Source organism: Acinetobacter gerneri DSM 14967 = CIP 107464 = MTCC 9824 (genome assembly GCF_000368565.1).
Lineage (GTDB): Bacteria > Pseudomonadota > Gammaproteobacteria > Pseudomonadales > Moraxellaceae > Acinetobacter > Acinetobacter gerneri.
Genome location: NZ_KB849542.1, coordinates 136,347 through 162,062, shown reverse-complemented (window position 1 = coordinate 162,062; position 25,716 = coordinate 136,347). Strand labels below are relative to the sequence as shown.

General features: G+C 35.4%; 21 protein-coding genes and 1 pseudogene. 16 read left to right on the top strand and 6 right to left on the bottom strand.

Features of this window, described 5'->3' with window-relative positions:
* Positions 1-35: 35 nt before the first annotated feature.
* From F960_RS06335 to F960_RS21770, 3 genes and pseudogenes are all read left to right on the top strand, one after another.
* Positions 36-503 carry a hypothetical protein gene (locus F960_RS06335; RefSeq protein ID WP_004860990.1) on the top strand — a complete coding sequence of 156 codons (468 nt, stop codon included), beginning with the start codon at positions 36-38 and terminating at the stop codon, positions 501-503.
* 456 nt (positions 504-959) lie between these two features.
* Positions 960-2,035 (top strand): IS3 family transposase gene (locus tag F960_RS06320; RefSeq protein ID WP_085945816.1). Its coding sequence is split into 2 segments (ribosomal slippage): positions 960-1,212 and positions 1,212-2,035, totalling 1,077 coding nucleotides; the frame shifts between segments, so codons are not numbered across the junction.
* A gap of 41 nt (positions 2,036-2,076) precedes the next feature.
* Positions 2,077-2,184: pseudogene (locus F960_RS21770) on the top strand (STAS domain-containing protein); the annotation flags it as partial.
* A gap of 234 nt (positions 2,185-2,418) precedes the next feature.
* Here the strand turns inward: F960_RS21770 and F960_RS06315 are convergent.
* Positions 2,419-3,222: a hypothetical protein gene (locus F960_RS06315; RefSeq protein WP_004860980.1), complete on the bottom strand. Its 804-nt coding sequence runs from the start codon at positions 3,220-3,222 to the stop codon at positions 2,419-2,421.
* A gap of 601 nt (positions 3,223-3,823) precedes the next feature.
* Between F960_RS06315 and F960_RS06310 the strand changes: the two genes are divergently transcribed.
* From F960_RS06310 to F960_RS06270, 8 genes are all read left to right on the top strand, one after another.
* On the top strand, positions 3,824-4,189 hold the full coding sequence (locus F960_RS06310; protein ID WP_004860977.1) for a hypothetical protein: 366 nt from the start codon (positions 3,824-3,826) through the stop codon (positions 4,187-4,189).
* Positions 4,190-4,799: 610 nt separating this feature from the next.
* The gene (locus tag F960_RS06305) at positions 4,800-5,069 is read left to right on the top strand and encodes a hypothetical protein (protein WP_004860974.1); all 270 of its coding nucleotides are present in this window, start codon (positions 4,800-4,802) and stop codon (positions 5,067-5,069) included.
* 296 nt (positions 5,070-5,365) lie between these two features.
* Complete coding sequence (locus tag F960_RS06300; protein WP_004860972.1) at positions 5,366-8,005, top strand: bifunctional aconitate hydratase 2/2-methylisocitrate dehydratase; 2,640 nt, start codon at positions 5,366-5,368, stop codon at positions 8,003-8,005.
* Between the two features lie 922 nt (positions 8,006-8,927).
* A complete protein-coding gene (locus F960_RS06290; protein ID WP_004860965.1) occupies positions 8,928-9,671 on the top strand; it encodes an SDR family NAD(P)-dependent oxidoreductase in 744 nt (247 codons plus the stop codon).
* Positions 9,672-10,015: 344 nt separating this feature from the next.
* Complete coding sequence (locus F960_RS06285; protein ID WP_004860964.1) at positions 10,016-10,957, top strand: glycine betaine ABC transporter substrate-binding protein; 942 nt, start codon at positions 10,016-10,018, stop codon at positions 10,955-10,957.
* Positions 10,954-12,423, top strand: coding sequence for an ABC transporter permease (locus tag F960_RS21470; protein ID WP_004860962.1), 1,470 nt, complete (start codon positions 10,954-10,956; stop codon positions 12,421-12,423). The genes F960_RS06285 and F960_RS21470 overlap by 4 nt, the downstream gene beginning before the upstream one ends.
* Positions 12,423-13,376, top strand: coding sequence for an ABC transporter ATP-binding protein (locus F960_RS06275; protein WP_004860960.1), 954 nt, complete (start codon positions 12,423-12,425; stop codon positions 13,374-13,376). The genes F960_RS21470 and F960_RS06275 overlap by 1 nt, the downstream gene beginning before the upstream one ends.
* Positions 13,373-14,140: an ABC transporter permease gene (locus F960_RS06270; protein ID WP_004860957.1), complete on the top strand. Its 768-nt coding sequence runs from the start codon at positions 13,373-13,375 to the stop codon at positions 14,138-14,140. Before F960_RS06275 ends, F960_RS06270 begins: the two co-directional genes overlap by 4 nt.
* A gap of 127 nt (positions 14,141-14,267) precedes the next feature.
* Here F960_RS06270 and F960_RS21465 read toward each other — a convergent pair whose 3' ends face one another.
* Together F960_RS21465 and F960_RS06260 are read right to left on the bottom strand one after the other, a co-directional pair.
* Positions 14,268-15,098 (bottom strand): phosphate/phosphite/phosphonate ABC transporter substrate-binding protein, encoded by an 831-nt coding sequence (locus tag F960_RS21465; protein WP_004860953.1) that lies wholly within the window; start codon positions 15,096-15,098, stop codon positions 14,268-14,270.
* Positions 15,099-15,109: 11 nt separating this feature from the next.
* Positions 15,110-16,084: a fatty acid desaturase gene (locus F960_RS06260; RefSeq protein ID WP_004860950.1), complete on the bottom strand. Its 975-nt coding sequence runs from the start codon at positions 16,082-16,084 to the stop codon at positions 15,110-15,112.
* Between the two features lie 197 nt (positions 16,085-16,281).
* On the opposite strand from F960_RS06260, the gene F960_RS06255 reads away from it, so the two are divergent.
* Positions 16,282-17,490 carry a hypothetical protein gene (locus F960_RS06255; protein WP_004860947.1) on the top strand — a complete coding sequence of 403 codons (1,209 nt, stop codon included), beginning with the start codon at positions 16,282-16,284 and terminating at the stop codon, positions 17,488-17,490.
* Between the two features lie 182 nt (positions 17,491-17,672).
* Here the strand turns inward: F960_RS06255 and F960_RS06250 are convergent, their stop codons facing one another.
* The 3 genes from F960_RS06250 to F960_RS06240 all read right to left on the bottom strand — a co-directional run bounded on the left by F960_RS06250 (position 17,673) and on the right by F960_RS06240 (position 21,235).
* Complete coding sequence (locus tag F960_RS06250) at positions 17,673-18,821, bottom strand: aldose epimerase family protein (RefSeq protein ID WP_004860943.1); 1,149 nt, start codon at positions 18,819-18,821, stop codon at positions 17,673-17,675.
* A 292-nt stretch (positions 18,822-19,113) separates the two neighbouring features.
* A complete protein-coding gene (locus tag F960_RS06245; protein ID WP_004860938.1) occupies positions 19,114-19,599 on the bottom strand; it encodes an Lrp/AsnC family transcriptional regulator in 486 nt (161 codons plus the stop codon).
* A 277-nt stretch (positions 19,600-19,876) separates the two neighbouring features.
* Complete coding sequence (locus F960_RS06240; RefSeq protein WP_004860935.1) at positions 19,877-21,235, bottom strand: amino acid permease; 1,359 nt, start codon at positions 21,233-21,235, stop codon at positions 19,877-19,879.
* 217 nt (positions 21,236-21,452) lie between these two features.
* On the opposite strand from F960_RS06240, the gene F960_RS06235 reads away from it, so the two are divergent.
* From F960_RS06235 to F960_RS06220, 4 genes are all read left to right on the top strand, one after another.
* Positions 21,453-22,442: a potassium channel family protein gene (locus tag F960_RS06235; protein WP_004860932.1), complete on the top strand. Its 990-nt coding sequence runs from the start codon at positions 21,453-21,455 to the stop codon at positions 22,440-22,442.
* Positions 22,443-22,765: 323 nt separating this feature from the next.
* The gene (gltS, locus tag F960_RS06230) at positions 22,766-23,986 is read left to right on the top strand and encodes a sodium/glutamate symporter (protein ID WP_004860929.1); all 1,221 of its coding nucleotides are present in this window, start codon (positions 22,766-22,768) and stop codon (positions 23,984-23,986) included.
* A gap of 254 nt (positions 23,987-24,240) precedes the next feature.
* Positions 24,241-24,597 carry a hypothetical protein gene (locus F960_RS06225; RefSeq protein WP_004860926.1) on the top strand — a complete coding sequence of 119 codons (357 nt, stop codon included), beginning with the start codon at positions 24,241-24,243 and terminating at the stop codon, positions 24,595-24,597.
* Between the two features lie 4 nt (positions 24,598-24,601).
* A complete protein-coding gene (locus tag F960_RS06220; RefSeq protein WP_004860925.1) occupies positions 24,602-25,627 on the top strand; it encodes a tetratricopeptide repeat protein in 1,026 nt (341 codons plus the stop codon).
* The last annotated feature ends 89 nt before the right edge of the window (positions 25,628-25,716 follow it).

The following is a 25,716-nucleotide window of genomic DNA, read 5'->3' as shown; positions in this document are numbered from 1 at the left end:
ATTTAGAAAATACCCAACCTCAGGAGAAGTACAAAGTGAATGGTAGACTAAATAAATGTATAACTCTTTGCCTTGTTATTTCTTTTGGTATTTTCTCGGGATGCACTAAAGGGTTATCAACAAGTGAACAAATAAAATCACAAATACCAATGACGGTAGCTGTTATAGGTTTGGATGAAAAAATATATATCGAGGCATCAAAGGAGCAACCAAATCATTTAACAAAAAAAGTTTACGATGGAGCTGTAGCAAAAGCTATGTTACTGCAACGTTTAGAATTTGACTCCGGTGAGGGCTATGAGCTTGAAAAAGAGGTAAAAGTTAAATCTATCAATTCATTATGTTTGATGGCTAATTTTATTTTATTAGATAGTTATAGAATTCCTTATCAAGCACAAGTAAATTCCTATAGTGATTTTTATTCGTGGTTAAGTAAAAAGCAGCTAAAGTGGAAGATGTTATCAAGTAAAGAAAAGGATATTATTGATAGGCCTTGCAAATAAATATTATTGTGTGGTTAATAAATTAAGTAAATAGGGATTTTAGAATTAACTATTTACAGTCAACATACCATTCTAACTAAAACAATTCGGCATCACAGAATATCGAAACATGGCAAGATATGTTATGAGTATAGAGCGAATAAAGAATTATTAATTGATGCATTGCTTAAGTATTATTAATTTGTATTAGATGCATTCTGTGTTTTAAGTGGTTCGACTTCACTTTCATATAATGATTCAAAATTACGCTTCATTATTTCATCCGTTTGTGATTCAATAAATTTTTGCATAATAATATCGTATTCCTTATGTCCCGCTTTATACATGGATATATAATATGCCCATTGAGCATAGGGATACATTTTATCTTCTTTTGAAGTTGTATGGTAATCCCCCCTAAAAATAATAGGATCTAAAAGTAGAATTTTCTCTTAAGATACAAGCAGGAGATTCTGCATGAAAACATCTAAATTTACAGACAGCCAGATCATGTCCATCTTAAAGCAAGCGGAGTCTGGTACACCTGTTGCTGCCCTATGTCGTGAACACGGTATGAGTAATGCAACCTTCTATAAATGGCGTGCTAAATATGGCGGCATGGATACATCTTTGATGGCACGGCTGAAAGAGTTGGAAACAGAAAATACCAGACTGAAAAAAATGTATGCTGAAGAGCGGTTAAAGGCAGAAATTATTCAGGAAGCGATGTCAAAAAAGTGGTGAAGCCATCTTGTCGACGTCAGATGGCTCAACAGGCAGTGGCCCGACATGCTGTTAGTATCCGTTTGGCTTGCACTGCATTTGGCATAAGTGAAACCTGCTACCGTTATCAAGCTAAACTCAGTGATGACAATGTGCTCATTGCAGAACAGCTTATTGACCTCACTGAGGAAAATTCCGATTGGGGCTTTGGTCTATGCTTCTCATATTTACGGCATGTTAAGAGTCACTGTTGGAATCACAAGCGGGTTTACCGCATTTACTGTGAGTTAGCACTGAATCTGCGTATTAAGCCAAGAAGAAGACTAAAACGACATGCGCCTGAACCATTGAAAGAACCCATCCGTGAAAATCAGGTCTGGTCACTGGATTTTATGCACGATCAGCTTTCCGATGGTCGCAAATTTCGATTATTGAATGTGATTGATGATTACCGCCGCGAAGGTTTAGTTATTGAAGCAGGGTTCTCACTACCTGCAATACGAGTTATTCGAGCACTCAATCAGTTGTTGGAATATCGGGAAAAACCTTTGGTGATTAGATGCGACAATGGACCTGAGTTTATCAGTCATGAATTCGTACGCTGGGCAACTGAACACGGTATTCGTATTGAACATATTCAACCAGGTAACCCACAACAGAATGCGTATATTGAACGCTATAATCGAACCATACGTTATAGTTGGCTAAGCAAACATTTATTTGATACTTTGGATGAAGTACAAGATTATGCAACGAATTGGCTATGGCATTACAATCATGAAAGACCACACCAAGCCAACAAAGGAAGGCCTCCTCTAATGGCTGCTTAACCTCTACTTTTAACTTCAGTTAGTTATGGGAGGATTACCATTCAGTCGTCAGTAAATTTCAAAAAAATGGTGTCAAAGTGACAGTAAGTGGTTTGAATGAAGCAAGCACAAATATGATTGATAAATACGGAACTCACGCCAAAATTTAAACCTAGACGCTTCTGCATTGATATAGGATTTCTAGAATGAAGATCATACTGGTGATGTAAAGTTTTAGAGAAATTTATATATTAGTTTTCAAACGCTATCTTGCCCGAGCCGCATAAAATTGGGATAGGGCAGGATAGCAAAATCTTACTCAGGATCATTGATACTGTAGCTATATATAGTAGGTGTGAGTGTGGTGCAATTTAAAAGCCATTGAATAGGGTTTTAAAGGATTTTTATTGAGTTAATGCATCATAAATGACTTGTGCGGTTTTTTTATGTGTTAAGTACGTGGAAATTCCATGAGGATTTTGCGCATCAGATGTAATCTCAATATTATCATCCATTGTTTTTAACTCTTTCATGTAAACTGGATCATTATTATGATAGATGTTAATCCATTTTTGATTGCAACATTTGGGCTTGGCTAAAGGTTTCACAAGATTGTGAAATGTTTTTCCAGCTAAAGGTGAGCCTAATGTTATATAGGTGTTTATAGGAAGGTTTTGATTCGTTAGACTATTAAATGTAACTACACTTCCTAATGAATGTCCTAATACTACAGAGGGATAGCCTAGGCAATTTAAAAATCTTTGATTAACTTCATTTCTATAATTATCATTATTGCGGTATAAAAATACTTCTTCAGCAAATATTCTTGCTAATGGTACAGATGCTCTAGATCCATCTATAATTTTTGCTAATATTTTTAGAGCAGTATATTTGTTTGGAAGAAGATTGCTTTGCTCCATCATTCTTATATGTTCAGGCTCTCCAAATTCATAGATTAATTCTGATGCAGTTAATGTGATTGGGTCCATAGCTTGATTAAACAAATTGTTATCTAATAGTTCAACTTTTGAAACTTTATATTTCTTTCTAACATCATTGTAATAAACAAAATCAATTTCTAAACCATCTAGGATTTTTGAGTCAAGATTTTGATTTTCAAAACCTGTTTTTAAATAAGCGATCCATTGCTTTTCCAACTTATCTTTAGGGCTATTCTGCCATATTCCATGAACTAAGATTAATTTCATTTTAATTCCTTTTATAATATATTAAAGTTTATTTATTGGTTAAATCACACCAGACTAATGATACATTAAACTATAATTTATTAGGTGACATCGTCCAAACGCTATTTTTAATTTTATTTGCACCGATAATTGAAGATTGATTTCTAAAATTGAAATCTACTATCCAACACAAAACAGAAAATATGTTATTTCAAACACAAATATATTTTCATTTTTGTTAGATGACAATGAAATATACGCAAACAGATATTTGAAAAAACATAATCATTGCTATGCTGAATGTGCATGCGACTCAGGTATGTCGGTAACAATGGTTGGCTATGTTGTAAGTCATTCAGCATAGCCAATTTTAAAAAATATCAATGAACTTTATCTGAGCCTCAATGTATTCGAAGCTTTAGCCATCCCCAAAGGAATAAAAAATAAAGCTTTGAAATTCTCTTAGAATTTTAAACACTATTACAAATTCTCAAAAATTCAGAAAATTGCCAACTATTTATAGATAGTGCTATGCACAATTTGAAAAATAATCGAAAAGTTTTTCAATTTAAACTGCCATTTCGAATCTCTTTCAGTATGATATGGGCACAGGAGAGATTTGATGAAAAAGATTCTTATTTTAGTGACCTTATTCACTATAGTCGGTTGTTCTGAAAAAAAAGTGGCAACACCTGAAGAAAAATGGCAAGGCTACTGCACCAGTATCGGTAATGCTGCGCGGACGATTGCCTTAGATCGACAAAATGGCATTTTAAAACAAGAAGCTTTGGATTATGCCAATAAAGTGACTGATCCTACGACGCATAAATTTATTCTTGAACAAATCAAAGTTATTTATGCAATGCCAGAAGATCAATTAAAAGCGGATAAAGATGCTGTTCAGGCAAAATTTAAAGATGATGCCACTCAAAAATGTATCACTACTCCACATGATCCAAACAAAATGCCAGAGTATAAACCGTTCTAAATAGCGTTGATGATATAAGGTAGGTTTTAAATTCTTCCTTATAAGCTAACTTATCATGATGATTCTAGGTGATTTGCTTCGGTGGGTTGCCTTAGTTTTCAAAGATGTAAAGTAATAAATCTGCTGTTAGGCTGGGGGTTATTTATATACTTCAGCCTAATGACTGAATCCTACCTTGATAGGATTTTTTAAGTTTAATTTCCTTGTAATGCATTGATATATATTGTTTTTATTTATATAAGGCACAATGAAATTTTCTTCTAATCAGAAAAGACACAATTAAGTAAATATATTTACATATAAATGATGCTGATCTCCGAGATCATTATTTTCAGATATTTATCCTACAATTTTCCTTAAATGATTGGTGAGTTCTAAGAATGACATTTTCAAAAATTCATTGCTTAGGCATAGATCGTGATTTTAGTACAAATTTCTATGCTGTTCTTTAGGAATGGTCGATGAGATATTTTGTTATAAATCGGCTTAACCCTAAATCGAGGATTTATGCAACATTTACTAACAGAAAAATTATAAGCAGAAATATAGAAAAGCTTAGCAAAAAAATGAATAATAAATCATCAAAATAACAATAGTGAGAGCAAAAAGTATGGAAGTTATCGCGTATTTACATAATGCAGATCTGCTCTTGGAAGATGAAAAAGGCGTCGCTGTGATTTGCGGAAGTCATTATGTATTGAGTATTGGTGATCAGGTTTATTTACAAGAGTTGATTGATCAACAAGCCAAGTTATATCAGGTCAAGATTTCATTTGCATCGGCTGAACACATCATGATGCATGATGATGAAATCCAATTGAAGTTTGAAGGGGATAAGCATTCGCTTGAGTCTTATCTTAAAAGTACAACAGTACACTAAGGTTTAATGTATTTTTTACAAAAAAAAGGGCATTATACATTGCCCTTTTTTATTGACTAAAAATGGCAAAATTGATGCGATCTATAAGATTGAGTAAAAAACATTCAAACTCTGAACGCTCGGTGTACAAAAGTCTGATCATATTTATTTATAAAATAATGATCATCACGAATTAACACTGTACTTGCATTAACTTTTGTCCTGTTTTTTAGTAAAATTTAAATGTCCACATTACCCGTGAAGCTTTTGACAAGCTGGAATTTACGAGTAATTTTTTACAAAAGAGGAATAACACCGTGCTAGAAGCTTACCGCCAACACGTTGAAGAACGTGCCGCACTCGGAGTCCCACCGAAGCCACTTGACGATGCTCAAACTGCTGAGTTGGTTGAATTATTAAAAAATCCACCAGCAGGTGAAGAAGCATTCTTAGTTGATTTGCTTGAAAACCGTGTTCCTGCAGGTGTTGACCAAGCAGCTTACGTTAAAGCGGCTTTCTTAGCTGCTGTCGCTAAAGGTGAAACAAACTCTCCATTAGTTTCTAAAGAACGTGCGGTTTACTTACTTGGTACTATGCTTGGTGGTTACAACGTAGCTCCATTAGTAGAATTATTAGATGATGCTGCACTTTCTGGTTTAGCTGCAGAAGCATTGAAAAAAACTTTACTTGTATTTGATGCATTCCATGACGTTGCTGATAAAGCAAAAGCTGGCAATGAAAATGCAAAATCAGTTTTACAATCTTGGGCTGATGCTGAATGGTTCACTAGCCGTAAAGACGTTCCTGAAGAAATCAAACTTACTGTATTTAAAGTAACTGGCGAAACAAATACTGATGACTTGTCTCCTGCACAAGATGCTTGGAGCCGTCCAGATATCCCATTACATGCAAATGCAATGCTTAAAAACGAACGTGATGGTATCAACCCTGAAAAACCAGGTGAAGTTGGTCCATTAAACCAAATCAAAGACCTTATCGCGAAAGGCAACCAAGTTGCTTACGTGGGTGACGTTGTTGGTACAGGTTCAAGCCGTAAATCAGCGACTAACTCAGTACTTTGGTTCTTCGGTGATGACATTCCACACATTCCAAACAAAAAAGATGGTGGTGTGTGCTTAGGTTCTAAAATCGCTCCGATTTTCTTCAATACTATGGAAGATGCTGGTGCATTACCTGTAGAAATTGATGTTGCTGACATGAACATGGGTGACGAAGTTACTCTTAAAATTGATCATGCTGCTGCAAAAGTAACTGCTTTTAAAAATGGCGCGCAAATCGCTGAAGCTGACCTTAAAACTCCAGTACTTCTTGACGAAGTTCGTGCGGGTGGTCGTATCAACTTGATCGTTGGTCGTGGCTTAACTGCTAAAGCTCGTGAAGCACTTGGTCTTGCACCATCTACTTTATTCCGTACTCCAGTTCAACCTGAGAATACTGGTAAAGGCTTTACTCAAGCTCAAAAAATGGTTGGCCGTGCATGTGGTCTTCCAGAAGGTCAAGGTGTTCGTCCAGGTACATACTGCGAACCTAAGATGACTACAGTTGGTTCTCAAGATACAACTGGTCCTATGACTCGTGACGAGTTAAAAGACTTAGCTTGCTTGGGCTTCTCTGCTGACTTGGTTATGCAATCATTCTGTCACACAGCTGCTTATCCAAAACCAGTTGACGTGCAAATGCAACATACACTTCCTGACTTCATCATGAACCGTGGTGGTGTATCACTTCGCCCAGGTGACGGTATCATTCACTCTTGGTTAAACCGTATGCTTCTTCCAGATACAGTTGGTACTGGTGGTGACTCACATACTCGTTTCCCAATCGGTATTTCATTCCCAGCGGGTTCTGGTCTTGTAGCATTTGCTGCAGCAACTGGTGTTATGCCACTTGATATGCCTGAATCAGTTCTTGTGAAATTCAAAGGTAAAATGCAACCTGGTATCACTTTACGTGACCTTGTTCATGCGATTCCTTACCGTGCGATCCAAGAAGGTGATTTGACTGTAGAGAAAAAAGGTAAGAAAAACATTTTCTCTGGTCGTATCCTAGAAATCGACTTAACAGAAATGGAAACTCAGTTGACTGTTGAGCAAGCATTCGAACTTTCTGATGCTTCTGCTGAACGTTCTGCTGCGGGTTGTTCGATCACTCTTTCTGAAGAGAAAGTTGCTGAATACTTACAATCTAACATCACGATGTTGAAGTGGATGATTTCTCAAGGTTATGGCGATGCGCGTACTATGGCTCGTCGTGTTGAGAACATGGAAAAATGGTTGGCTAACCCAAGCTTGCTTAAAGCTGATGCTGACGCAGAATATACTAAAGTTTACGAAATCGATCTTAGCGATATCAAAGAACCAGTTCTTTGCTGCCCGAACGATCCAGATGACGCTAAACTTCTTTCTGACGTTGCTGGCGTTAAAATCGACGAAGTATTCGTTGGTTCATGTATGACTAACATCGGTCACTTCCGTGCAGCTGGTAAATTACTTGATAAAGTACCAGGTGGTTCATTGTCTACTCGTTTATGGTTGGCTCCACCAACTCGTATGGACGAGCGTCAATTGATGGAAGAAGGTTTCTATAACATTTATGGTAAAGCTGGCGCTCGTACTGAAATGCCAGGTTGTTCATTATGTATGGGTAACCAAGCACGTGTAGCACCGAACACAACTTGTGTATCTACTTCTACTCGTAACTTCCCTAACCGTTTAGGTCAAGGTGCAAACGTTTACTTAGCTTCTGCTGAGCTTGCTTCTGTTGCTGCTGTACTTGGTAAATTGCCAACTCCTGCAGAATATCAAGAATATGCTGCTCAAATCGACAGCATGGCTGGCGACATCTATCAATACTTGAACTTTGATAAGATGGAAGACTATACAGACGCAGCTGCGAATGTTGATACGAAGAAAATTGCTGCTGCTCAATTAAGTTAATTAATTGAAAAGTTAAGCGATTTGTATAGAATAGGGGCTGAGTAATCAGCCCTTATTTTTTTATGAAAAGAATAATAAATTGAACAGTAACTTAATAGTCTATAATATCTATTAATTATAATTAATAAGTAATAGTGAAGTCATTCATACATATAGATGAATGAGATATGAAAATAAAACTTATTCTATTGAATGAATGGAGAGATAAATGACGATCCAATCTTATATTTTCGCGCTTTTTGCCTATGGCTTCGGTTTCTTTTTATCTTGTTGTTTGGTTGTAATTTATTTTCTTATGTTTATTACTCATACATATGAAGTTGAAAATTTGGGAATGGTATTTATGTTCTCTTTCTTTATTATCAATGTATATGTAAGTCATTTTATTCAAAAAAGAATTGCTAAATATAATACACGAGATTTCATGAAAATTTTAATTTTTTTATTTCTTGTGACAATGCTTCTTTCGGTAGCATGTATCATGTTTATAGGAGCGAGAATTGAGTTTAAAACATTATTATTTATAGCTTGCTCATCAATTGGACCATTATTCATCACTTATTTATTTTCTATTGGAAAATATGAAAATTAAGATTAAATACATTTGTTTGATTTCTAAATCTATTTATAAAAATCAAAAATATACAATCGTTTATCATTTTGAAAAATTAATATAGTAAGTCTCTTGCTCCTTGAGCAAGTATGAAAGTGTTGCTTTGATTGTAACGTAGGACGCAGTGAGGGCAAGGCTAAGATAAGGGTAAATTTTTAATAAAATGCTCACAGATGGGACTAAGAAATAAATTTATGAACCTACTATTTTTAGAAAACAAAGTATGCAGAGTTAATTAAACCATAAATAAACTATGGGATTTGTTCTTAAGATATGCTAAAAATATAATATGAAAAATGAGGAAAATATATGAATTTTAATAATAAAGTTGTAATCGTAACAGGCGGTGCAAGTGGTATTGGTTTAGCATCAGTAATTGGTTTTTGTAAAAAGGGCGCAAAAGTTGTGATAGCTGACCTCAATGATCATGGTCAAGCAATCAGTGATGACTTAAATGATCAGGGGTTTATTACCAGCTTCTTTAAAATAGATGTACGAAACGAACAAGAAAATAAAGACTTGGTTCAACATGCAATTACAACATTTTCAGGTTTAGATATTATTTTTGCCAATGCTGGAATTGCAAGTGATGGACCTATCGATAAATTGGCTTTAGATCACTGGCAAAAAACCATAGATATCAATTTAACTGCAGTTTATTTATTGGATAAATATGCGATTGAGTATTGGTTGGCGCATGATAAAAAAGGTGTGATTGTAAATTGTGGTTCTATTCATAGTTGGGTAGGGAAAAAAGGGGTGACGGCTTATGCTGCTGCCAAAGCAGGCGTAAAACTACTCACTCAAACTTTGGCAACGGATTATGCTGCTAAAGGTATTCGTGTCAATGCTGTGTGTCCGGGCTATATTGACACACCGCTATTGAGCGGAGCAGATGAACGACAAAAAGAAAACCTCGCAAAACTTCATCCAATTGGTCGTTTAGGTAAACCTGAAGAAGTTGCAAATGTTGTAATGTTCTTGGCAAGTGACGAAGCTTCATTTGTAAATGGTACATCAGTCTTGGTTGATGGTGGCTATACAGCACAATAAACCAAATGATTTCAATGGAAGGACACAAGTTGTAGGTTGGGTATTTTTAACTTAACTCGTGGCTTGAGTCCTTTTTAGCGTTATTTTTCTCAGATCCGAATTATTTAATTTCTCTTAAGTGTATAGACACTTTAAACAATGGCGACTTAAAAACATAGCTTTTATGTCTTAATAGGTTGATAAGTATAAAAAAATATATAAAAGCATATGTTTGAAGATTGAGCAAAAATCAAATACTCAAAAGTTAAACATTTCTTTAAGATAATCTTATTTAAAAAAAATAGTTTATTAATTAACATAATTAAATAAACTCTGATCAATATTGACAATAAGAACAGTAAATTATGAGCAAATCAAATGGGAATAGTCTATTTCCCATAAAATGTCAGATTCCAGTCATTTTCAGTCTATTTTGTTTGATGAGTCAAATCATTCATGCAGATCGTCCAGTGGTGATTGGGTCAAAAATCGATACTGAAAGTAACTTGTTGTGTCAGATGATTCATTTAACACTGAGTCATCAAGGCTTAAAAATAATCGATAAATGCTCAACAGGAGTCACACAAGTCGTGCGTAAAGCCTTGCTTGAAGGTGAAATTGACCTATATCCAGAATATACGGGCAATGTACAAAATCTGGTAAAAAATGTTAAAACCAACTCAAAGGACCCATTGAAGATTTATCAAACTTTAGTTCAAGCAGATTTAAAACAAAATAAGATCGTGTGGTTAAAGCCTGCACCAGCCAACAATACTTTTGTCATTGCTATTACAAAGAAAATGGCGAATTCAGAACATATCAATTCAATGGATGACTTTGCCCGCTATGTCAATTCTGGCAATCATGTCAAACTGATTGGCAGCTATGAGTTTGTATCCCGTGCCGATGGTCTGAAGGCGTTCGAATCAAAATACAAATTTAAATTGAAATCCAATCAACTGATTATGTTGCCAGGTGGAAATACAGCCCAAACCGAAACAGCATTGGCGAGAGGTGCGAATAAAATTAATGCTGCAATGGCCTATGGAACGGATGGACAGCTTGCAGCATTAAACTTAGTGGCTTTGAAAGATACACAAGGTGCACAAGAAACCTATCAGCCAGCTGTAACGATAAGAGCGTCGGTGTTAAATAGTCATCCTGAAATTAAATCAAGTATAGAACCTTTATTTGCGGGGCTTAGCTCTCCAGTTTTATCTGAATTAAATAGCCAAATTGTGGTGGGTGGTCAAACACCGAAAAGTGTTGCAGAACAATATCTGAAGCAACGAGGATTTATAAAATGACAAAAAGTGTTGTTTCGGAACAAGAATATATTAAAAAGAATATAAGCGGAAAACCAAGAACATATAGTGGATTTTTTTCCTTTTTATATTTTCGAACAGAAGTTAATCAAGTCGCATTATTGGCTGTATGTTTTGGACTATTTGCTTTGGCACATCCTTTTGTGACGAAATATGCAAATCGTGTATTACCACTCGGTGAATCATTTGATTTATGGGCTTTAACTGAGCACGCAACAGGATCAATTCCGTGGCTATGGGCTATTTTGTTGTCATGGATCGCTGTGCTTGTGGTTGCATTTATGCCAAGAGGACGAAGTAAACAGGTTCTTTTGGTCTTGGCCGCAAGTCTGAGCTGTGTCCTGATTATCGCTGCAAGTACTTTTGGAAGTGTAGATTTAGTTCAAGATCATTTAAGTCGTATTAGCTTATCGACAGGTGCTTGGTTTTCAGCTTTCGCTCTCTATATTTTGTTGTTCTCTGTTTATCAGGAAAGTAAAAAATGGGTGCTCATTCCTATTCTTTTTATCGTGATCATTACAGCAATTGCACCGTTTCAGCATTGGGGGATTTATCGAGAATATATTGCAAACTCGGAGATATTTAAAAGTGAGTTGTGGCAACACATTATTTTAGTCCTTAGTGCATTACCTTTGATTATTGTTTTGGGTACAGTTTTAGGTGTTGTTGCTACAAAAAAAGCTTGGTTAGAGGAAGTGATTTTAAGTTTAAATGGTTTTATGCAAACAGTTCCTTCTATTGCACTATACGGCTTGTTATTACCATTACTTTCTTTTTTTGGCAAAGTCTTTACGGTGCAGCAGAGCTTAGGTCTTTTATTGATCATTATTGCATTGGTCGTTTTAGGACGCTTAAGTTTCAAATGGCTACCTTATGGACCATTGACGAGCAAGATTAAAATTACGATTGGCTTTATTGTATTTTTTGGCATCATCGTATTTTTGCCGATCTTGACCAATTTGTTTTATCAACTTTTTACCCATCCAATTCAATGGTTCTCATCTTTTCATTTAACAAGTCATTGGGACGAATTGGGCGTGAGAGGGTTGGGGACAACACCTGCGCTGATTGCTTTGGTGCTTTATGGCGTATTTCCTTTGATCGTCAATGTACATAGTAGCCTACAAAATATTCCGAAAGACATCATTGATGCCGCTAAGGGAATCGGACTAAGCCCGCATCAAATCTTTTGGAAAGTTGAATTACCTTTAGTGTTTCCATTTTTTATCAATGGTATACGCTTGACATGCCTGATGTTGATCAGTTTGGCCACGATTGCTGTGATCGTTAATGCCGGTGGTTTAGGTGTGTTATTGATGCGTGGAACAGAACAGTCGGTACAAGATCTCATTTTATTGGGGTGTATTCCAGCAGTCGTCTTGGCTTTGGTGATTGATGCGTTTTTACGCTTGATCGAAGGTGTATTTACCGCAAAAGGATTAAAATAATGATTCATTTAAAAAATATCGTAAAACAATATGGCAATACTAGCGCTTTAAAACAAATCAATTTAGAAATCCGAAATGGTGAACTGGTTACGCTCATTGGTCCTTCTGGTTGTGGTAAATCGACATTGTTACGTGTGATCAATCGTATGATTGAACCGACTTCGGGCGAAATCCTGATTCATGGTGAAAATGCTTTAAATCTTGACCCGGTGAAATTACGTCGTTCGATTGGTTATGTAATTCAAAATGCAGGATTATTTCCACATTTAACTGTAGAAAAAAATGTTGAAATTGTGACTGAACTTTTGGGATGGGATAAAGCTAAACGCAAACAACGTGCACAAGAATTGTTGCATGTCGTTGGGTTGGCGCCTGAAAAATTTGCCCATCGTTATCCTAAGGAACTCTCAGGTGGTCAACAGCAACGTGTCGGGATTGCAAGAGCTTTAGCTGCTGATCCTGCAATTTTGTTAATGGATGAACCGTTTAGTGCAGTTGATCCGATTACACGAGAACAATTACAAGCAGAACTTTTAGCAATTCAAACTCAGGTCAAAAAAACCATTGTCTTTGTCACTCATGATATTCATGAGGCAGTACGTTTAGGTGATAAGGTTGCGTTGATGCAAGAGGGCGAAATCGTACAATTTGATACTCCAGATCAGATTTTAAAATCACCTAAAAATGACTTTGTTGCACAATTTTTGGGTCAAGAACGAGAATTACAACGGCTGAGTTTACATCTTGTTGGAGATATCATACAGCAAGGTCACGGTTTTTTTGATTTAGAACAGGTAAATATAAATCAAGAGCATACGATTTCTATTAAAGCCAATGCCCGAAATGCACTGAGTAAATTGTTGTCAGGCGTACCTAGCTTATTGGTGCTAGATGATGATGAAAAGCCGATTGCACGCGTGAGCGTACACGATTTTATCAGAGGTGCATTATGAGTAGTCAACCGCATAGAACGATATCGATGCGTAATATGATTGCGATATTGGTGTGGCCAGTTTTAATTACTTTGTTCTATTGGCAAGGTTTGTGGCAAGCGCTGTTGTCACCATTTTTATCTGACGGACAAGCACTTTTATATGAACAATCCTCATTAATTGAGTTATTTAAAGATCATGCACTGATTATTTTATATACCTCTTTATTGATCATACTCACAGCAATTCCTTTGGGGATATTTGTGACCAGACCAAGTGGAAAAAGTTTTTCACCATTACTTAGAAATATCGCCACAGTGAGCCAAACTTTACCGCCTTTGGCTGTGTTATTTCTTTTCTTACCTATTTTTGGGTTTGGTTCAAAAGTCGCTATTTTTTCCTTGTTTTTATTTGGATTGATGCCGACCTTACAGGCAACGATCACAGGGATTGAAAATGTTGATACTCAAACCATTGACGCTGCAAAAGGTATAGGACTAAGTCCGAGAGAAATCTTTTTTAAAGTTGAATTGCCATTAGCATTACCCTCAATACTTTCAGGGCTGAGAATTAGTATTTTGCTGATCATTGCTACAGCAGCATTATCGCCAATGGTAGGAGCAGAAAGTCTAGGTTCGCCGATTATCGTTGGATTTACGATCAATAGTACGTCACAAATTTTACAAGGTGCGATCGCTGTTGCTTTAGTGTCTATCGTTTTTGATTTTAGTATGCGTACATTTGAACGGTATGTGACTCCTTGGAAGCGAGAAGCACATTCATAAATCCTTTAATTACTATTGATATGTTACTTACTAATAGTAATTTTTTTTAAATTTGTATGATGAAATTTATCAAATGGATATCGATAAGATCTGATATGAGTGAGGATTAGGATTGCTTTTAATTATTTTAGATTAGGCTTAAATCTTGATTGAAATCAAATTGGATAAGCTGAGCTTGTTTTTCTAAATCCAATATTTTTTGATATTCCTTTAGATCAGTCCTTAAAAAATCTTTGATTAAAAGGGCTTGGTACAATTGTGGATGCAGCTTAAGCATGTTTTTTAAGGCATGGAAAACGAGATTTTTATATTGGTCTTTTAGTTCCTTTGATGCAATGATCGGTAAAGCTGGAGATTGCACACTATAGGAAAGGATACGTATCTCTTTTAAAAGTTCTGGGCGAAATTTTTCTATATATGCAAAACTGACGCAATCAATTGCTGCTAGATCAGCTCGATGTTCCGTGATCGCTTGGATACTATTGAGATGTGATCCAGAAATTTTTACAGTCTGAAAATAAGGCTTATCATCGACAAGAGCTGCAATCTCAGCACGTAAAACATTCATTCCGCTATTTGAATCTATTTGATTGATCACAATTCGCTGATCTATAAATGAGTTTAAAGAATCAAAAATATTGTCGCGATGTGTAATCAAGACGCTTCGATAATATCCATTTTCACAACCTACAACAGCATAATCAGGTTTTGCAATGAGCTGGACTTGATCCTTTAATGATTTAATCAAAGGATAGCCACAGCATTGAGTAAAAAGGACATCTTGATCCTGCCACCAAATATATAAGTCCTCAGGAAATTTTGAGATGATTTCGATATTATCTTTAAAGTCTAAGCGTTTAATTTCTTTCATAAAATATTGTAAAAACAAATCATAATAATCCTGATTTTGTTCTGATAATAAATACATGGGTAGGCCAATTTTCCATAACTGTGACATATTGATCCTCTTTATTTACGCTGATTAATTTTAGATTGGACTTGTTCTAAACTGTGCTGATATATCGGTGAATCTATCGCTTTTATACTATGCAATCTAAAAAGTGTTCTATAACCTCTGACATAAAAGCCATTATTTTTAATCAGATAATCTTGTTGATGTCTTTTAAAAATTGTTTTTAACATAAACCACGGTGCATGAGGTAAGTCGTGATGGATTAAATGATAATTATTATCCAAAAATAGAATTCTAAAGATAAATTCAGCCTCATTGATTACAGTGCGATCAGAGATATTCACTGCGGGCCTGTGCTCATAGAAAGAACGAATTAAGGCAATTGAAATCGAAAAATACGCGATGATGATATATAGACTGATCGGAACGTGAAAGATCGACTTGAGTGCCCAAAATAGCACAGCAATCAATATAAAATGTTCAATCCACATTAAAATGGCACGCAATTTTAGCTGATAAAAATCTAAAAAAATTTGTTTAAGTACTGAAATGAAAGAAAAAAATGGACCTGCCAAAAAACGTCCGAGTAGATTGCGATTAAGTTGAAATTGCCACTTTTGTAGCAGATTCAAAGCTTGCCAATTTTCAACAAAAATATAATTACTTTCAGGATCGAGGATCGGATCAGTTAAATGTTCATCACTATGATGAATAAGATGCTGTTGTTTATATAAATCAAAGGGATACAGGAGTGCAAATGGCAGCAAACCAAACAGACGATTTAATTCATCATATCGTGTTGGATGTCCATGTAGTAACTCATGTTGTAATGACATATAAAAAGTGATCAACAATAATAATAAAATACTACTGATCAACGAACCCAGATGTTCAAAATGAGTAAGTGTAAAATAACAAGCCATATAGAAGAATATAATCAATAGCCATGTTGGCCATTCAGTTTTCCATATAAACCATTTTTTTAAATGTGCAATATCTGATTTTTGACTATCATTAACAAATTTATTCATAATAATTATAGCGCTATGAATACTAGAGTATAGATAATTTAATGTGTCAGAATTAGAATTTATAAAGATATTGTTGTATGAAAAAAAGATAGCGCTGGCTTAGCTTAATTTGCGACTAGATTATCTATTATTCGTATTTATTTAAATAAATTAATGTAATATAAGATCAAAATCAAAAAGAAAACGGATAATAATATATGTCTTTCACATTGGTAAATAAAATTAAAAAACCAAACTTAAAATTAGGTTTGTTGTTGATTTCTTTATTTTCTTCATATAGTTCAACTCATGCAGCGATTCGTTTTGGCGATACCAAAGCACAAAGTGGCGAACTTGCGATCTCAGGTGCGATACGTGCGAAATATGTTTATAACTTTGACACTACACCTAGCGACAGTAAGTTTTCTTTTTCGGATGCCATAATTTGGCTCGACTATAACTCGCCACAATGGATCGGTCATTTAGATTATCGGTTTTATGAGTACTATGGTCATTTAGGTGATGCCAGTTGGTTAACAGATGCTTGGTTCGGTTATAAAATAGATCAGAATAGTAAAATCATCGCTGGTTTAAATCCAGTACCATTTGGTTTAGGACGTTTTTGGGGAAATACCTTTTATCTGGGCATAGCGAACGCAGCAGGCTTGGAAGATGTGCATGATTTAGGTATCAAATACGATTTTAACAATGGCACAAATGAGTTTCAGTTGGCTTACTATCCCACCGATGGAGGCAATTTTTACGGACATAGCAAGGACTCGAAACGTTTTAGTGTAAACCTAGTCAATGCTGATGATTATGTTAAAGATGGAACAAACACCCGGGAGAAAAATGCAATCGTAGTTAGGGGCGCACATACTTTTAAAAATATAAATAATGATGAAAAAATAAGTTCCCAATTGGGTGCCTCTGCATGGTACTCACAAGTAGAAAATAAAAGATCAGAACAAACAGGGAGCCGCCAAGTCTATGCCATATTTGCAAATAACACATACCATCAGTGGAATGTTCAAGCATTGGCTGGCTATCAAAATATAGATAATGCCGACCACCAATTTCCAAATCAAATTACATTGGGTGGATTTGATGGTTCTTTTAATTCTGCGACCAAAGGTCAAATTTATTCAGCAGAAGTCAGTTATAGCTTTCCCAATAAAGTGGGACCATTTACAGGTGTGAGACCCTATTTAAACTACAGTACTTATATCAAAGATGAAGATGGTTTTAAAAATTCCACGCGCTTTATTCCTGGACTGGCTTTTAGTTATGAAAAGTTAACGGTTCAAGCTGAATTACTGATTGGTAAACATGATCCATACGTGGGGGATAGCGAAGGCTTAGCGGCAGGAGGAACAAATGGAGATTGGTTTAAACGAGCCTATGTATCTTTGGCTTATTATTTCTAATGATTTGATATTAAATGATTAATATGTATTCTGCTATCAATTTAGCATATAAAAAGCCCCCATTTTCAGGGGGCTAGTCGTATAACTCTCGTTATACTCATATAAGGCTCATCTCATACTGCGCACATTAAAACATAAAATCAGCTTTAAATCGAATAAAATCTCGATTCAATAGCAGCAGATTATCGTTGAATGCCAAATTTATAAACAGTCGTTTCACTATACGTATCACCTTTTTTGAGAACTGTAGAAGGGAAACTCGGAATATTTACTGAATTTGGAAAATGTTCAGCTTCAAAAGCAAAGCCATCTGTTTGACGATAAGCTTTGCCTGATGATCCGATCACGCTGCCATCTAAACTATTGGATGTATAAAACTGTAATCCAGGTTGAGTCGTTGATAACTCAAGTGTACGCCCAGATTCTGGATCATAAGCACGTGCAGCTAAACGAGGCTGAGTTGCATTTGGAACATAAGCATCTAATACCCAATTTTGATCATAACCACGAGCATAATTAATCTGATCAAAATTAGTTCTCAAATCATCGCCGATAGCCTTCATTTTACGAAAATCAAGCGGTGTATTGCTTACAGAAACAATTGCCCCAGTAGGGAGTGATTGTTTATCTGTAGGTGTATAACGTGATGCAAGAATTTGAATTTGTTGTTTTTCTATATTGCCGCTACTTTCACCTGCCAAATTCAAATAAGTATGGTTGGTGAGATTGATGACAGTATCTTGGTCTGTACGTGCTGAATAATGTATAGACAGTTCATTCTGATCATTGAGACTATAAGTCACGGTAGTGGTTAAGTTTCCAGGAAAACCATTCTGACCGTTTGGAGAAAAATAGCTCATTTCGACAGAGGCTACTGCTGGGTTTTTTTGTGGCAAAATTTTGGCTGTCCAAAGGTCTTGGGCAAAAGTAGAAGGACCGCCATGCAAAGTATTATGTCCATCATTTAAAGGGAGCTGATACGTTTTGCCATTTAAAGTAAAGCGACCATTGGCGATACGATTGGCATAACGACCAATGATTGCACCAAAATGCGGATCATTTTTTGTCGCATAAGCTTCAGCATTGGGTAAGCCTAAAGCGACATTTGCGATTTTACCATTTTTATCAGGCACATTAATTTCAGTAATTGCGCCTGCAATATTGATAATTTTGACATTCATGCCATTTGCATTTTTAAAAATAAACTGCTGAACATTTTCACCACTTGCTGTTTTGCCATAGAATTCTGAGCTTACAGTGGCAGCATGAAGCATCTCTACGCTGAGTGCTAAAGTACTTAGCACTAAGGAGATTTTCAATATTTTTGACATTTTACAGCCTCTAAAAGCAATTTATTTTGATGAATATTTCACGTAATATAATAACTATATGATACAAGCCACAAAATAGTTGCTTTGTAAAATATGGACTAAAACTGCTTAACTGGTTTTTCTTAGATTGATTTTTGTTAGATTAAGTGTCGCGTCTTGCGAGTTTAAGTTCAATGAGAAGAGATTTTAATTCGCAAATTGATCTTTTAAATACAATGTAGTGGCTTGCCATTTTCTTCAAAAGATCAATTCATTTTAAATGATAATTCAATAGTTTATTATCATGAGCTAATCAATCAATTAACATCAAATCAGCTTTATTTTCAAGCTTTAGAGGGCGCAAGGCAAAAATAGAACGTGTATGACGAATACCTTTCATTGCATATAATTTTTTACGTAAAAACCGCTCATAATGTTCCGCATCTTTTACTGCAATTTTCACCAAATAATCATAATCACCAGTAACCAAATGTGCTTCTATTACTTCAGGAATATCGGCTAAAGCTTCACTAAATTGTTCAAGTATTTCGTCATCATGACGTTCCAAAGTGATTTCAATGAAAAATAACTCATTTATACCAATGGCTTTGGGATCAATATTGGCACTATAACCATCGATAATTTTTAGCGCTTCCAAACGTTTTAATCGAGTCCAACAAGGGGATGTTGATAAACCAACGATATCAGCCAATTGGGCAACAGTTAGCCGACCATCTTGGCGAAGTGCTGACAGAATTTTGCGATCAATCTTGTCTAATGTATGTTTAGAGTCATTCATAATTTAAACCAAAGAAAAATTTTCTGTTAATCGACAAAAATATGAAAAATTTTGCTGAAACTGGGTGCGAGAAGGGGCGAATTAGGGAAAATTTTAAATACATCATACGCTAAAATAGTCTCATGAAATCGAAGTCATTTGGGAGACTGGCTTTGATTGTACAAATAGCACCTTTAGAGAAGGGTGCTTTAAAGGTGCTATTTGTCGACTTCATTTATATTTTAAGATTTTAAAAAAATAAATAAAACCATTCCAATCTATGATCAAGAGAATCTATTTAAACTTTCTTAAGTTTGCGTTGTTTTAAACGATAAGCAATGGTCAAAATCATTAACCAAAATGGAATCAAAATGACTGCAATTTTCATATCGGGGGTATACCACATGATCAGTAAAATACCCAGCATAAATACGACACAAATATAGTTTGAAAAAGGATACGCAATACTTGGAAATATAGTCTTTTTCTTTTGATTATTCATGCGACGTTTAAACTTTAAATGGGTAAGCGAAAGCACCATCCAGTTAATCACAATTGCAGAAACAACTAAGCTCATGAGTAATTTAAAAGCTTTCTCTGGAAAGACATAATTTAAAATAACACAAATCAGTGTTACAGCAGCTGAGGTCAAAATCGCATAATAAGGAATACCGCGATGATTGATTTTGGCTAAAAATTTTGGAGCATTGCCTTGTTCTGCAAGTCCTAGAAGCATACGGCTCGTTCCATAACTGGTTCCGTTATATACAGAAATTGCAGCAGTTAGCACGACAAAATTTAAAATTGTTGCGACATACTGCGAGCCAAGTGAATCAAAAATCAGTACAAAAGGACTACCACCTTCCGCAATTTGATTCCATGGATAGAGTGAAAGCAAAATGAAAATCGTCAAAATATAAAACAACAAGATGCGATAAACGATTTGATTGACTGCTTTTGGAATGGTCGTCGTAGGATCTTTTGCTTCAGCAGCAGTCAAACCGACCAATTCTATACCACCAAAAGAGAACATGATCACCGCCATTGCCATCACTAAGCCCATCAAGCCATTTGGGAAAAATCCACCCAATGCCCAAAGATTGCTAATGTGTGATTGCGCTCCAGCATTTCCAGTTGCGAGCAAATAAGCACCAAAGCCGATCATACCGATAATGGCTAAGATTTTGATAATAGAAAATATAAATTCTGTTTCACCAAATACTTTGACATGCATTAAGTTAATGATATTAATGAATATAAAAAAGCCTAATGCTGAAACCCATGTCGGTATATCTGGAAACCAATATTGCACATAAAGTCCGATAGCAGATAACTCTGCCATGCAGACCAGTACATTTAACACCCAATAATTCCAGCCAGACATAAAGCCTGCAAATGGACTCCAATAACGATAGGCAAAATAACTAAAAGATCCGCTGACAGGCTCTTCAACCACCATTTCACCGAGCTGACGCATCATAAAAAAGGCGATCAAACCTGCAATGGCATAACCCAATATGACAGATGGACCTGCAAGTTTAATGGTTTGTGAAATACCGAGGAAAAGACCTGTGCCAATCGAACCACCAAGTGCGATCAATTGAATATGACGATTTGATAAGCCATGTTTAAGCTGACTTTTAGTGCTGGAAGACATAACATCCCATATATTTTGGGTGAAAGATTGAAAAATAATGAAATTATCGCACAAATATAATATTTTTTTATTCAATTGAGTAATTATATTTATGAATGATGAATATTGCTTATTTAACACTCAAAATTGTATGAAAAGTTATAAGAAATCAGTTGAAATATATTATTTTTATTGGTCACGTATTAACATGCTTTTTTGAAAAAAATAAGCACGAAGTATGAGAATTACCGCTTGGTACTCGTTAAGAAAGTTTGTTTATAACAATTTGCACAATGACGATTATGAAACATGGTTTAGTCGTTCGATTAACTATTTGTTGATTATTCTCATTATTGGTAACGTTATTGCGGTCTTACTTGAGTCTGTGAATGATATCTATAAAGCATATCAAATCTATTTTGATATCTTTGAAAATCTTTCGATCGTGATATTTTCAGCAGAATACTTGCTTAGATTTTGGAGCGTTGTTGAAAAAGATCCCTTTATGCCTGCTTGGAAAGCACGCTTAAAATGGATCACAAGCGGTGCTGCGATTATTGATTTATTGGCTATTTTGCCTGCTTATCTCAATTTCTTAGTGCATATCGACTTACGATTCCTGCGAATTTTACGTTTATTACGTCTGTTAAAACTGACACGTTATTTTGTGTCTTTACAGATTTTATTACGTGTAATAGAACGTGAAAAAGGCTCTTTCCAAGCGGTTATTTTTATCTTATTGATTATGATCGTGATGTCGGCTGCCGGTGTTTATGTTGTAGAAAGTCGCGCCCAACCCGCCGTGTTTAGCTCAATTCCTGCGTCGATGTGGTGGGCAGTTGTGACATTAACTACAGTAGGTTATGGAGATGTTACGCCAATCACGCCACTGGGACGTTTTTTAGGTGCTTTGATCACCATACTTGGTGTGGGTTTGGCAGCATTACCCGCAGGTATTTTGGCGAATGGTCTTGCAAATGAGTTAGAACAAAGAAAGCAAAAACTAGAATTAAAATTTCGTGAAATGGTCATCAATGATAAAGATATTGATTTGGTCACCGATCAGGACAAAATCGAAGAATTGCGTAAACACGTAGGTTTAACGGTCGAGCAAACACATGATATTTTGCTGCAACTATTACGTGAACAAAAAGAACAGGAGTTGAAAGAAGAACGAGAGCAGTATTGCTATTGTCCGCATTGCGGAAAAAAACTTCCTGATAATTAAAAAGCATTGTTGTCAATCTTATCGATCAAAATGGAGTTATAAACATTTTGATCGATTGAGCTTTAATTTTATTCTGTCTATCTTAAGATTTGTAAAACGAGAATTGGTTTTCATTAAATCAATAATGTGCGACACCCAAAACAATAATTTTCTATGGAAAATCTGATGAAATAGAAAGTATTTTATACAGCTGATTTGTTTATATATTTTATTTAAATCAATAAACACAATAACTTAAAAATTACATTTTTATACATGACAAATTCTCAATATAAATTTTTAATATAATAATAAACTTTTATTTATGCATTCGTGGGGAATTTATGACATTTAGCATTGATGCATTTGGAACAATCGTAATTGCGGTGGTTGTTCTTTTAATTGGACGGTTTTTAGTCAATAAAATTAAGTTTTTTAGAAACTACAATATTCCAGAACCCGTGGTTGGTGGTTTGGTTGCAGCCATATGTGCTTATATTTTATATAAGTTTTTCAATATTAGTGCGACTTTTAATGCTGAAATCCAGAAGGCACTGATGCTGATGTTTTTCACATCGATCGGTTTAAGTGCAAGTTTTGTCAAATTAAAAGAGGGTGGAAAAGCATTATTTGTTTTTCTGATCTGTGTTGCTGTATTCGTAATTGTGCAAAATGCTGTTGGTATGGGGCTTGCAACCTTGCTTGGACTTGATCCTTTAATTGGGCTAATAGTAGGTTCCATTACATTAACGGGTGGGCATGGTACAGCAGGTGCATGGGGTTCTATTTTAGAGTCACAGCATGGTATCAAAGGTGCGATTGTTTTAGGGATGGCAAGTGCGACTTTTGGTCTGATCATTGGTGGTATTATTGGCGGACCTGTCGCCAAATTTTTGATCAAAAAACACCATTTAGCAGAACGTTTGACGCATGATAGCCAAAGTGATGAAACTCCTCCGACAACTGATGTTGCGCCGTTTGAATATCCGACAAAAACTCGTTTAATTACAGCAAGCAATGCGGTGACAACTTTAGGTATGTTCGCGACCTGTATTTTTGTAGCCAATTGGATGACTGAAATCGGACGTGGGCAGTGGTTTGAGCTTCCTACTTTTGTTTGGGCACTCGCATCAGGCGTGGTTTTACGTAATATTATTGAAAATATTTTTAAAATTAAAATTTTCGATCGTGCGATTGATGTGTTTGGTAATGCCTCCTTATCTCTTTATTTGGCAATGGCGTTATTGTCATTACAATTATGGTTATTGGCGGATTTGGCAGGACCATTGATTATCATTTTATTGGTTCAAACCTTGGTATTGGCACTTTATGCTGGTTTTGTGACATTTAAAATTATGGGCAGCAATTATGACGCTGCGGTACTTGCAGCAGGTCACTGTGGTTTTGGAATGGGAGCAACCCCAACAGCAATTGCAAACATCCAAGCGGTCACCAATAGTTATGGGCCATCGCATAAAGCCTTTTTGATCATTCCACTTTGTGGTGCTTTCTTTATCGATATTATTAATGCCGTGGTCATACAAACCATCATTAAATTTTTCTAAAATGAATCAAAAAAATGCGCTAAATGAGCGCATTTTTTTGTGAAATATTAAATGAACATTATTCGATATTTACATGAGATACTATCTGGAAATAGGAAATAGGAAATAGGAAATAGGAAATAGGAAATAGGAAATAGGAAATAGGAAATAGAGAAGATATAATTTTCAAAAGAAAAAGCTAAAGCATGATTTTAATGCAATTTTAATTACAACTTTGATTTTTAAATAAATCAATTTGATAAAAGAAGATAACAATGAGCTATAACGTACAGATATTTAATATACAGACCATGCGAAATTTTGAAAATTTACATACCGATGATTTTTTTGAACATAGTGAAAATTTGAGTGAGTTGACTGAACAACAATTTGAAGAGCTGAAAGATCGCTTGATTGCTTATGATTATGAATTACTTGTCACGAAGAAAGACTATTTAGAATTTCGTAAAGTCGATTTTAGTGTCCAAGCAATACTCACAAAATTTGGATTGTATTTTAGTGCGGCTTCAAATGCGGATGATATTTTCGAGATAAGTATGACAGCTTCAGAGTTTACTGATACAGGAGAGTTTGCTAAGTTCGATCCACAGCAAGGGGAATGGGAGATTTAGTCAAATGCAGAACATTTTGATCAATAAGAAAAAATATATTATTTTTATAATTTCAATCTTATTAAGTGCTTCTGCATGTTCAAGTCAGAAAAAAGAAGACAATATAAAAAATATTATGTCTCTAGCAGAAAGTGGAAACCTTGATGCTCAAGTTGTGTTGGGACAGCATTATTTGGATGGTGAAAAAATTCCAAAAAATATTGATCAAGCGATTTATTGGTTTAAAAAAGCTGCGGATCGAGGTGATACCTTGGCGCAAAATTATTTGGGTTTGATTTATAGAGATAACACTTATGGACATGAGGATTTAGACCAAGCTATTGATTGGTATAGGCTTGCAGCTCAGAAAAATGATGTTGGCGCGCAAAGTGAATTGGGCGAAGTATTGTTTAGGAAAGGAGGTTCTGAACATTATGCTGAAATTATTCATTGGCTTAGCTTGGCAGCGAAGCAGGGCAATGCTTATGCACAAAATAATCTAGCTATGATGTATAAAGATGGTTTGGGCGTGAGTCCGGATTATAAGAAAGCGGCTGAACTTTGGAAGAAAGCTGCTGATCAACAGTTGGCTGATGCAGAATATAATCTTGGGACTTTATATTTTCATGGCGATGGTGTAGTTCAAGACTATGCAATCGCAAAAGACTATTATCAAAAAGCTGCTCAGCATGGCAATCAAGAAGCAGAGGTTGGCTTGGCAACGCTTTATAGTTTTGGATATGGTGTTGCTAAAGATGAAAATAAGGCGATTGAAATCTTGCAGGCGGCTACTGAAAAAAACAATGCAAAGGCAATGTATAATCTTGCTTCGATTTATTTATCTAATCAAAAGTTGCTGGATGAAAATAAAACTAAAGTGATAGATTTACTTACAAGAGCAGCAAATTTAGGCTTGCCTGAAGCGATGTACAATTTGGGCGCTATTTATAAAAAGGGCGGAAACGTGGTTGAGATTGATCCTGAAAAATCAAACTATTGGTTTCAAAAAGCAGCCGATAGTGGACTAAAAATAGCTCAAGAGCAGTTATAAGCATATTGAATTTTAATTGTATTGCTTTACAGGCATATGATAAAAAAAGCCTCATTTCTGAGGCTTTGCGCAATTTATAATTATTTCAA

What these genes read in the sequence shown, in the direction of transcription:
- F960_RS06315 (WP_004860980.1), bottom strand. Translation starts at nt 3,222, where the DNA reads ATGAAATTAATCTTAGTTCATGGAATATGGCAGAATAGCCCTAAAGAT.
- F960_RS06310 (WP_004860977.1), top strand. Translation starts at nt 3,824, where the DNA reads ATGAAAAAGATTCTTATTTTAGTGACCTTATTCACTATAGTCGGTTGT.
- F960_RS06305 (WP_004860974.1), top strand. Translation starts at nt 4,800, where the DNA reads ATGGAAGTTATCGCGTATTTACATAATGCAGATCTGCTCTTGGAAGAT.
- F960_RS06290 (WP_004860965.1), top strand. Translation starts at nt 8,928, where the DNA reads ATGAATTTTAATAATAAAGTTGTAATCGTAACAGGCGGTGCAAGTGGT.
- F960_RS06285 (WP_004860964.1), top strand. Translation starts at nt 10,016, where the DNA reads ATGAGCAAATCAAATGGGAATAGTCTATTTCCCATAAAATGTCAGATT.
- F960_RS21470 (WP_004860962.1), top strand. Translation starts at nt 10,954, where the DNA reads ATGACAAAAAGTGTTGTTTCGGAACAAGAATATATTAAAAAGAATATA.
- F960_RS06275 (WP_004860960.1), top strand. Translation starts at nt 12,423, where the DNA reads ATGATTCATTTAAAAAATATCGTAAAACAATATGGCAATACTAGCGCT.
- F960_RS06270 (WP_004860957.1), top strand. Translation starts at nt 13,373, where the DNA reads ATGAGTAGTCAACCGCATAGAACGATATCGATGCGTAATATGATTGCG.
- F960_RS21465 (WP_004860953.1), bottom strand. Translation starts at nt 15,098, where the DNA reads ATGTCACAGTTATGGAAAATTGGCCTACCCATGTATTTATTATCAGAA.
- F960_RS06260 (WP_004860950.1), bottom strand. Translation starts at nt 16,084, where the DNA reads ATGAATAAATTTGTTAATGATAGTCAAAAATCAGATATTGCACATTTA.
- F960_RS06255 (WP_004860947.1), top strand. Translation starts at nt 16,282, where the DNA reads ATGTCTTTCACATTGGTAAATAAAATTAAAAAACCAAACTTAAAATTA.
- F960_RS06250 (WP_004860943.1), bottom strand. Translation starts at nt 18,821, where the DNA reads ATGTCAAAAATATTGAAAATCTCCTTAGTGCTAAGTACTTTAGCACTC.
- F960_RS06245 (WP_004860938.1), bottom strand. Translation starts at nt 19,599, where the DNA reads ATGAATGACTCTAAACATACATTAGACAAGATTGATCGCAAAATTCTG.
- F960_RS06240 (WP_004860935.1), bottom strand. Translation starts at nt 21,235, where the DNA reads ATGTCTTCCAGCACTAAAAGTCAGCTTAAACATGGCTTATCAAATCGT.
- F960_RS06235 (WP_004860932.1), top strand. Translation starts at nt 21,453, where the DNA reads ATGAGAATTACCGCTTGGTACTCGTTAAGAAAGTTTGTTTATAACAAT.
- gltS (WP_004860929.1), top strand. Translation starts at nt 22,766, where the DNA reads ATGACATTTAGCATTGATGCATTTGGAACAATCGTAATTGCGGTGGTT.
- F960_RS06225 (WP_004860926.1), top strand. Translation starts at nt 24,241, where the DNA reads ATGAGCTATAACGTACAGATATTTAATATACAGACCATGCGAAATTTT.
- F960_RS06220 (WP_004860925.1), top strand. Translation starts at nt 24,602, where the DNA reads ATGCAGAACATTTTGATCAATAAGAAAAAATATATTATTTTTATAATT.